Source organism: Endozoicomonas atrinae, assembly GCF_001647025.1.
GTDB lineage: Bacteria > Pseudomonadota > Gammaproteobacteria > Pseudomonadales > Endozoicomonadaceae > Endozoicomonas > Endozoicomonas atrinae.
Genome location: NZ_LUKQ02000198.1, coordinates 1 through 10,000 on the forward strand (window position 1 = coordinate 1; position 10,000 = coordinate 10,000).

General features: G+C 45.3%; 8 protein-coding genes. 3 read left to right on the top strand and 5 right to left on the bottom strand.

The features are described 5' to 3' along the window. The first annotated feature begins 141 nt into the window (after nt 1-141). Entirely contained in the window at nt 142-1,155 is a 1,014-nt protein-coding gene (locus AK963_RS20870; protein WP_066017358.1) for a hypothetical protein, read from the top strand. A gap of 433 nt (nt 1,156-1,588) precedes the next feature. Here AK963_RS20870 and AK963_RS34935 read toward each other — a convergent pair whose 3' ends face one another. The 4 genes from AK963_RS34935 to AK963_RS20880 form a co-directional block, all read right to left on the bottom strand. Beyond that, entirely contained in the window at nt 1,589-1,930 is a 342-nt protein-coding gene (locus AK963_RS34935; protein ID WP_202969817.1) for a hypothetical protein, read from the bottom strand. 18 nt (nt 1,931-1,948) lie between these two features. Continuing rightward, nucleotides 1,949-2,308 carry a hypothetical protein gene (locus AK963_RS34940; RefSeq protein ID WP_202969818.1) on the bottom strand — a complete coding sequence of 120 codons (360 nt, stop codon included), beginning with the start codon at nt 2,306-2,308 and terminating at the stop codon, nt 1,949-1,951. 29 nt (nt 2,309-2,337) lie between these two features. Then, complete coding sequence (locus tag AK963_RS34945) at nt 2,338-2,796, bottom strand: hypothetical protein (RefSeq protein ID WP_202969819.1); 459 nt, start codon at nt 2,794-2,796, stop codon at nt 2,338-2,340. A gap of 701 nt (nt 2,797-3,497) precedes the next feature. After that, nucleotides 3,498-4,418 carry a hypothetical protein gene (locus AK963_RS20880; protein WP_066017359.1) on the bottom strand — a complete coding sequence of 307 codons (921 nt, stop codon included), beginning with the start codon at nt 4,416-4,418 and terminating at the stop codon, nt 3,498-3,500. A gap of 262 nt (nt 4,419-4,680) precedes the next feature. Here AK963_RS20880 and AK963_RS20885 point away from each other — a divergent pair, with 262 nt between their 5' ends. Together AK963_RS20885 and AK963_RS20890 are read left to right on the top strand one after the other, a co-directional pair. Beyond that, on the top strand, nt 4,681-5,268 hold the full coding sequence (locus AK963_RS20885; RefSeq protein WP_066017360.1) for a hypothetical protein: 588 nt from the start codon (nt 4,681-4,683) through the stop codon (nt 5,266-5,268). 66 nt (nt 5,269-5,334) lie between these two features. Beyond that, nucleotides 5,335-7,842, top strand: coding sequence for a TcfC E-set like domain-containing protein (locus AK963_RS20890; RefSeq protein WP_066017361.1), 2,508 nt, complete (start codon nt 5,335-5,337; stop codon nt 7,840-7,842). 162 nt (nt 7,843-8,004) lie between these two features. Here AK963_RS20890 and AK963_RS20895 read toward each other — a convergent pair whose 3' ends face one another. Continuing rightward, nucleotides 8,005-9,444 (bottom strand): catalase, encoded by a 1,440-nt coding sequence (locus AK963_RS20895; RefSeq protein ID WP_066017362.1) that lies wholly within the window; start codon nt 9,442-9,444, stop codon nt 8,005-8,007. Between the last annotated feature and the right edge of the window lie 556 nt (nt 9,445-10,000).

Consider the following 10,000-nt stretch of genomic DNA (forward strand, 5'->3'; position numbering starts at 1 on the left):
CTCTCGATTGGTCATGGCGCTGCTCCCTGCTTGATACCAACAGGAAAACAATCGGCCAGAAAAGGGTTAATCGGGAGGTCAAATTAAACTGGTGTTTTGAAGACTTATTACATCGGTGATGACACTGCCTCAGGCTTTGTAATGGATCAACGTGCTTCAACGGTAGCAAATCCATCTAAGGGTGGCTTATTTCAAGGCTTCAAGTGTGTTTATTATCGATATGATCCGCTCGATGGAACCAGAGCGAACATGATACCGTGCACTTTGACGGTAGCGGGTGCAGCGGCTACAGGTGCTGTTGTATTTGATGCTATAGCACAGAGGTTGCCAGATAAAACTCCCGAGCACGTAGGAGCCTCACTTTTGGAACGCGCTATATACGTGCTTGAAGGTACCGTAAAAAGTAATCCAGCACTCTGTGGTGCTGCTTTCTGTGGAACAGTAGTAGGTGTGGGTTTGTATAGGCTTGGGACCAGTTTAAAACCACTGGCTAAGGAGGGTGTTGAGGCTGTCAGGGAAGGGATACGGCATCAGTTGGAGAGAGACATTCACAACATAGCCAATTTTAATGCAGTAATAACCCACAATAAGACCCGATTAAGTCATCTGGAACCTCATCTGGGTTTTGAGAAATCACAATATCAGCAAGCATCGGATGAACAGTATCAGCGGGATATGACCTGCTATTACCGTGAAGTTGATTTGAAAGCAGGAGATCTAAAAGGGTACGTGGACGGAATTTTTTCACGTCGCCGAGATGAGAATAATGAAAGAGCCGGTAACCAGGCTGAATCATCTGATTATAGGGCAGGGGTTGCATTGTCTCGCTTTATTACCAGGCGCGATTTCTCTCCAGTAGAAAAATACCGGTTATTAGAATCACTAAAGCCCAGTCTGACCCCAACGGAATGTGAACAAGTTCAACAGAGGCTGGATAAATTTCCACGGAAGCCTGTCCGCTTTGATCTTAAAGGGCCTTACACGACCAATTATGAGAAGATAAAAGCAGAAAATGCGTCAGAGCTCAGAAAAGTTGGGGTGTTAGAAGCAAAAGTCAGAGAGATGCTTGTGAAATATCCAATTTTGACACCAGACAAAGAGGGTAAAATACCAAAGCCTGATGTGGATACATTCAAAGACTATCTGCCCGATTAGCTACATGCCACATAATCTGAATAAGTTTTTTTAATATATGGAAAAGACATAGTAAGGTGCTTTCAAGCACCTTACTATGTCTTTATGACTCTAACTTATTGTTGGAGTTTGTGGTATTTATGCTTGTGAATGGCGTTTTAACGAGATAAAACATTGGATTAGGAAACTATTGATGCGCAAAATCGTTAAGAAATTGATTGAGAGCGTTTCCTCTTCTGCGTAAATTGGACTGAGGTACTTTATTAGGACTATAGTTCTTTAAATAGTTAAACTATCAAATATCATTAACGATGTAATAAAAACAAGACTGAACCCATAAAACTTTCTGTCTGATTGACCAATATTTGGAATGTAATGGGTTTCACCTGCCCATCAATGCATATCCTAATACATAGGTGATTCGCTCAGTGTACAGGGGGATGAAAAGGCCAGGTTATAAATAAGAGATAGTAGGGTAATCAGAAAAAATTCCAGATGCTTGTTCAGACTGAGTGTAGATACGGTAAAAACTGGGAATGTAATTTAAATTGGGAATGTAATTTAAATTGTGTAAACGCTTGTCCAAAAGTGACTTTAATTGATCTTTATCCCAGCCCATTTTTAAGTAAAAACTATTATATTTCTCTGGTTGAAATCCTGAGTCATTGGTTTTGTCAAGAACACGGTTTAGGAGGTCTGTTCTTAATGTGATTACTATCTTAACGGGTTTGATATTTCTAAATTTCTTTATTGTTTCTATTAGAGCTTTGGAAGGTGCGAATAAGTCCGCTCTCACCTTCGGTAACCCCTGGTATTACTGACACTGCCTTTGGAAAAAGGGACTTATTCGCAGTTTCCCTTTTATTAATTTATATCTAAGCTCATCATCAACCCAGTTTTCATCAAGCCGGTCAATAAGTATATAAACTCTCTTTTGTCTGTCAGTAAATATATCTTCAGAGAGAAGAGACACTATTTTTGAAAGCTTTTCTATCTGAACAGTACTGACTACTTTTTTTCCGTAGTGGACTACTTCAGATTTTTGTTCTTCTGATAATGATCCACCGGATTGGCTAGATAATTTTATTCCTGGTACATTGGAGTCAATAGATGACTTAAGACTGGCTTCTAATTTTTCTGTGAATTCTTTGATTCTAGTTTCTGTGTCGACCAAAAATTTATCTCCCCACTCTTCAATGTATTTTAATGCTTGTTTTTTTTTAGGTTGCCAGTTAATAGGGCGGAGATAGTATCAATGAATCTTGTTTTTGCTTGTAAGGAGTCTATGTTGTATTTATGTTTTATTAGTTCAACTGCAAATGTATGTTGCCAGAGTAGATTGTAAAATATATCTAAGTTTACCCCCAGATCTTCAAAAAAATTAAGTATCGTTGAATTTGATATGTGCCTCAAGGCTAATGCTTCTGGCTCAATTCTAATTGTTCTTTCGGCGTTCTTTTCAATTTGTTCTAATAGAGCGCTTTTGCCAATACCAGTTCTTCCAAGTACAATTGATTGTGGGCTCTCTGTATTTTCTAATACTTCGTAATCACCTATATCTACAAAGCAATCTTCTAAAAACTGCAAGTCATTTTCTGCATCAGCTTCACCAATTGACATATGCTTTTTAAAAATAAAGTCTTGTTTTGCTATTTTTGCCATATTTCCTCTTTATATGATCTAAGTATAATTGGTTTATATTCTGATTTATATGAATGCTGAAATTGCATATGTACTTATGAAGAAATGTCAAGGCAATACATATTGCAAAAGCACGCTACCGCCCGTCGATTTTTTGTAGTTCAGAAAATAACCGCAAACAGCAGGGTTCGTAGTAGCTGATTGTCATCGCTTAATTGTCATGTAATCACTCAAAACGGCATGATTGTACGATAGTCTAATTAAAGACAAAAGTCGTTTATTGGTGGTTGTGTGAATAGTTATTTGATAATGGGGAATAGAAGAGTGGAGATAGAGAGAGCAGCTGGCTACCCGTCTGAACTTGATCTGCTTTCAAGAAGATTTTTACAGCTATACAGAGATTACAGAGCCAGGAAAAAAGCGTTTCCTCTGTGTCTCTGTGTCTCTGTGTCTCTGTGTCTCTGTGTCTCTGTGTCTCTGTGTCTCTGTGTCTCTGTGTCTCTGTGTCTCTGTGTCTCTGTGTCTCTGTGTCTCTGTGCCTTTGTGGTTAATAAAACAAAAGGCAAAGGTCTTAACCTTTCAGGTAGGGTATTGAGCTGTTGGAAGTACTGCTCAGTGCTGAGCAGACTCAAGATGATACATAAGTCACAGTGAAATAAACTCGAACGGTGTGACTTTCAGTATTCTGAACACCTCCAGGAATCATTTACCCATGCTCAGCTTTACATGGGGGTTACGGTAATGGTTAAGGTGTCCTTATATTGCCCTGAGGATGCCCGGTATAAGCTCTGGCTATTGATGCGCACCTGTATGGTGAGGTTATCCAGTTGCTGGCAACCCTGATCACGACTGGCGTTCAAAATACCTTTTTGATCCCCTTTTTTCTGATATTCCAACCAGTTGGACTGGCCGGTATTCTGTATTCGAACCACATAGGGAATACAGGCATTCATGGCGTCGCATCGGTCAGTCTGGCTAAGCTGAAAGGGTTTTCCTGGTGCATTGGCACCATCCAGATCAACACTGATATTCCCTGAAGAACTGTACACACAGGCAGAGATAGAGGACTCCAGATAGGTACCTGATGGTATACCGGCATTGAGAACGATTTCACTCAATCCGGTAATTTGTACTTCTTCCCGGGTGTGCAGGGGGATTTTAATGGCCAGAGTGTCGTAATACTGTTCAGATCCAATGTTTTCACCAACCACGTAAAACAGCAGGTTATTCTGTCCACTGTTCACCATGGACAGCAATTGTGATGCGCTGAACCTGACGGTAAATGTTGCGGTTACCGTACTGCTTTGAAGACCTGTAATATCTCCGGACCAGCGGCCGGGGGAAAAACTTTTTTTCCCTGGCGACGTGTCATCGCCCGTCGTTGCAAACCGGACTTTCCCCTGAATCAGTTTGCCCAGCTGACCTTCAGAGATTGTTGGCGCGTTGCCAGAACCGGACCCTATGCTGGTGGCGGAAAAGGCAAGCCGGTAATTTTGTGGGCCAGTACACCCCTGGCTGCACTGCGAACTAAAAACGACACTGAATTGGTATGAGATGTTTTCCCGGGTAGCCGTGGAAATATCCATTGCCGGTGCATCGTAACTGATGAACTCAAAGCCAGCCTGGCTGGTTTCAGGCCACACCACGCAGAGCCAGAAGCACCAAAATAACACATAGCTCGATTGATTCATTACCGATATACGTGCCTGATCAATAGTGACATGGACTTGTGTTATCCATGGGGCTGACAATCAGATATACAGCCCGTTCATTGTTGCCTATGTCAGGAAAACACCAGCTTAAGCTTAGACGGCAAGTCGTATATTAAAAGCACCTGAAATAATGCATAGATAAAACACCTCAACTACACTGTTTAACCAGTCAGTATTGGTATTGAGGTGTTGTATGCTCAAGAGCCTGATCTCTATTGCTTTCGCAATGGTGGCTGCTTCCACATATTCTATGTTAAGCCATGCGGCCACCGGAGCAGCGAATGATGGCACATTAGGTACAACATCGACCGGCACAATTCCTGTCACGTTGAACATGCCGGCTGTGATCAAAATATCGGAACTGAAAGAGGTTACCTTCGCTTATACAGACGGGGTTGGCGGTGATCTTTCAAACACTCAGAGCTTTTGTGTCTACACCAATACCGCAGGAGGCTTGTACACCTTAACCATTAACGATAGCAGTGATGAAAAACCGGCCACGTTTCAATTGAGTCCAGCCGGTGGCAATAGAGTGGGGGGACAAACGGTCACTTATAATGTTCTATTTTCCTCAGAGCCCAATGCTGCTTCCGGCACTCTGACACCAGTGAAGCCAGGTATGCCAATATCCGCTACGGGCGCGAACACACAGGCTCTTGATTGTGGTGGAGCAATGGTAACCACATTAACAATCGAAATTCCTGAAAGCAGTCTTGCTGCGGTTGAAAATGGAACCTATACCGATACGCTGACCCTGACTGTTGCTCCCCGATCAAATTAATCGCCAGGTATGAAAACTTTAACTTTGCGAGCCTGTTGTTAAACCGCTGTTCATAACAGACTATTTGTGCCTGATTACGCATTAGCAAGAATAAAAGTTGCGATCGTTATTTCTGTTCTGCTGGCCATTGTTCCTGTGGTGATGGCAGAGAGTATGCTTTCCCAGGTAAATCCACCTCAAGGTTTTGAATCATTGCTGAAACCTCAGCAGTCATTGGTTGATATTTATTTCGGCGGTCAGCTTCTGATCTCACAAATGGTGACCTATACGCCGCAGTGGGTTGAACTGTCCGATCCCGCAGCAGTGGTCAAGGTTATTCCCAACCTGAAAGATCCTGAAACCGTCAGGGCTGCATTAACTGGCCAATTAAATAATCATGATGGTGATTGTGTAGCGTCTGAAGTCCCTGGAGTCAGGGATCAGTGTGATAGCGAAAAACCAGAAATTGTTTCGATGCTTTTTTCAGAGAGCCGCTTCAGGATAACGCTGTTGATTAATCCGGATTTTCTGGCAATTCAGGTACCGGCGGTGCTTCGCTACCTGCCACCTTCGGACTCCGGATGGTCCATGATGCAAAACGTATATGGCGTCTGGGCGGGTGTTCGAGGTGTCGATGATACGGATGAATACACGTTAAACCTGATGAGTCAGTTAGCCTGTCAGGAAAACAGTCTGCACCTGAATGCCTCTTATTCGAACAATCAGCGCTTTCAGATTCAGGATGTGTTTCTTCGTCGGAATTACCAGGGGCAGGAATACAGTGGCGGCATTATTGAGAGCGTTGGATTCGGTTACACGTTTGTTAATAATCGCAGCGTTGCAGGTGTGAGGATAGCCAGCTCTGACCAGACCAGGGTGGATACTGATTTTCGCAATGGAACGCCGCTGGATATCTTTCTGCCAAGCCGCGGACGTGTCGAAGTGCTCAGGGAGGGACGACTGCTTGAGTCGTGGTTTCTGGAGGCGGGTAATCATCAACTGAACACTTCTGCTTTCCCCTATGGTGCCTACGAAATTGACATTATCATCCGGAGTGAGACAGGGCAGGTTATTCAGCAGGAGCGCCGCTTTTTTGCCAGGGAATACCAGCTTCCCCCGATTGGTGAGTGGTTGTATTTTGTTGAGACCGGTCGGGTGGTGAATCGGGACAGATCCGGAACACTGCCTGACAGTACGGATCAGTGGCTGATCCGTGCCGGCGTGAATCGACGGCTGACGAATACCCTGGCAGGTAATGTTATGGTCGCTGCTGATGGGCATAGTCAGCTATTGGAGGCTGGCGCGTATCACCTGGGTCGCTTTCACGAGTTGGTGCCATCCCTCATGGTTTCAGCTCAGGGGGATTATGGTGCTGGTATTTCCGGGCGCCTGTGGTCAGATAATGTATCAATAAGCGGTAGCTATTATCGGTTGTGGCGTGATGATAATTCGGTGTTGGCTAATTCTGGACTGGATTCGCAACCGACGTTACTGGGCAATGCTTTTCAGCAAACTTCATTTTCAGCCAGCGTTTCCCTGCTGGACGGTGTTTTAAGTTATCGTTATTTTCATAATCATTATCGAGAACCGGTAAACGACGCAGACAATCATGGACTGGACTATCGACGAAGTCTGTATCGCTCCAGGGATCTGAATGTGGATATCAGGATGTCACTGAGTCGCTCTGGAAATAATGACATTGCCTTGCTGAGTTTTGAGTTTCTATACAACCAGAATCAATGGACTTTCAATGCGTTGCCACAGGCAGAGTACCAGCGAAACAGCGATGGCCACGATCGGCGTGGTCGAATGAAGCTTCTTGCCAACTGGTCTGATCGTGAGTTGGTGGATGGTGTTATCAAGGCTGATTTGGGGGCAGAGACTGGCCCCGGTGATGAGCGCTACCTTACCCGCCTGCATGTTGATAATCGTTTTGGTGGCGTAAACCTGAATGCGAACCATACCCGAAACCGGTTTGCCCGCACCGGTTTTTACTCCGCCAGTTTTCATAGCAGCCTTCTGGCCAATCAATCGACCATTGCTGTTGGTGGCGAACGACTGGAAGACAGTGCCCTGGTTATTAAGGTGAATCAACAGGGGGAGTTGGGGAGAAATAAAGATACGTCTGGAAATGCAGTGTTTGATGTCAGGGTCGATGGGTATCGCCGTGGATATGCCGTTGCTGACCAGCCTTCGGTGGTTCAGTTACCCGCTTATCATCAATACCAGGTCACGGTGGATCCTGCAGGATCTTCTTTGTATGAGCTTAATGAGCTGGAGCGAAATGTCACTCTATACCCTGGTAATGTTGTGACGCTTACTTTTGAGGCAACACCGCTGCGCCTGTGGTTTGGCCGATTGGTGCTGCAAGGGGAGCCACTGGCTGGTGCACGTCTTCGGGGCGGCCTGTATCCAGCAGCCACGGATGAGTTTGGGCTTTTTCAGGTGGAAGCACCAGCTGAGCGCAAGACGTTGACCGTTGAATTGCAAGATGGCCAGATCTGTTATCTTGCTCTACCTGCAAACCAGGATAATGCTATTCAGCAAATGGGAACTGTTAATCTGGATAGCGTGGGCTGTAAATCGACGGATTGACCCTGAGCAAAGCTCTACCCCTACTGGTTCTTCACAAGGCTTCCCATCATTATTTGAGACTGCTCCGGGAGTTTATATGTTGTCATTTATGACACAGAGAGCACACAGCCTGGAATCCTCTGTGTGCTCTGTGATCTTTGTGGTTAACAAAAAGCAAATACCCTATCCACTCATCGCCATGGCCTTACGAATCCCCGCCTCATAAGCTTCATGCACCTGGCCAAACAGCTTCAGCTGCCGTTCCGCAATATCCAGGGGAATAGTCACCAGTTCACTGGCAATACGGTGGTGCATCCGCTGATGCTCTTCTTCACTCAGCAGGTTATAGAGCGCTTGCACCTGGGAGAAGTAGTCATCATCCTCCCGGTGATTCCAGTGATCATCGGCTCCTTCCAGGGCCAGTGGCGGCTCTGCGGTTTCAGGGGATTCCTGAAACAATCCAAAGCTGTTGGGTTCATAGGTGATGCTGTCGCCACTGTTGCTGTCCACCCTCATGGCGCCGTCACGGTGGTAATTGTGGAAGGGGCATTTAGGCGCATTCACCGGAATCTGGTGATGGTTGACCCCAAGACGGTAGCGATGGGCATCACCATAGGAGAACAGTCGACCCTGCAACATTTTGTCCGGAGAGAAGCTGATGCCGGGCACCACACTGGCTGGGTTCATGGCCACCTGTTCAACCTCGTTAAAATAGTTGTCCGGGTTGCGGTTCAGTTCAAAGTAGCCCACATCCATCAGGGGGGCATCTTTATGGCGCCAGACCTTGGTCAGGTCAAACGGATTGTAGGGCAGTTGTCTGGCCTGCTCTTCGGTCAGCACCTGGATCTGCATGGTCCAGCGGGGGTGTTCACCCCGTTCAATGGCATTGAACAGATCCCGCTGACTGGATTCACGGTCCATACCCACCAGTTTCATGGCGTCATCGTCCATCAGGTTCTCAATGCCCTGCTCGCAGCGGAAATGGAACTTCACCCAGTGTCGTTCATTATTGCGGTTGATCAGGCTGAAGGTATGGCTGCCAAAACCGTGCATATGGCGATAGGAGTGGGGTAGGCCCCGGTCACTGTAATCAATGGTGATCTGGTGCAGGGATTCAGGGAGATGAGAGAAGAAGTCCCACTTATGGGCGTTACTGCGCATATTGTCCCGTGGATCCCGTTTGACCACATGGTTCAGGTCCGGGAATTTCAATGGGTCCCGCAGATAGAAGACCGGGGTGTTATTGCCCACCAGGTCCCAGTTACCCTCGTCGGTGTAGTATTTCATGGCAAAGCCACGGATATCGCGCTCGGCATCCGCTGCGCCACGCTCGCCGGCCACCGTTGAAAAACGGATAAACATCGGGGTTTCCTTACCAACTTCCGAGAAGATAGCGGCTTTGCTGTATTTCGTGATGTCGTGGGTCACGGTAAAGGTGCCATGGGCACCGGAGCCCTTGGCATGCATTCGCCGTTCCGGAATCACTTCCCGGGCAAAGTGAGCAAGCTTTTCCAGGTACCACACATCTTCCAGCATCATCGGTCCCCGTGGACCAGCGGTTTTGACGTTATTGTTGTCAGCAACCGGAGCTCCTGATACAGAAGTCAGACGACGTTTGGACATACTGGTATCCTCATGACCAGAAACAGAAAGCACAGCCTGTGACGTATGTTCAGGCTGCCGTCATAAGGTATAAGTGCAGATTGGCAATCCTGCAAAGTTGGAGGTTGCGGAGATCACAGATTTAAAAGTGTGAACCACGAAGAGCACAAAGAACACAAAGTTTTTAAGAATACGCTTTCCTCTTTGTACTTTGTGATCTCCTGGGTTGAAAATAAAATAAATGTTTGAATTGGAAAAATCATATTGTCTTAAGTCAGTTTTTTGAATGCGAAATTTTTTATGATGACTGAATGCGCAAAAACTAGTATTTGAGATTTTTAATGGGATGAAGGTATTGGGTTCCAGTTTTTATCGAATTTAAAACTTGTGAAAAAAGATAGTTTGACTAGTCTTTACAAGATAAAAATATTCAAGGGTTATTGAATCGAGGGTCTTTTTTATATTGGCTAACTGTTTTTTGAATTTCATCCTCATAGTTAACGAAACATGATTGATGCCAAGTTAATAAATGTTTAGGAGTAAAATATGAACCCAATATCATTATCTTATAATAGTA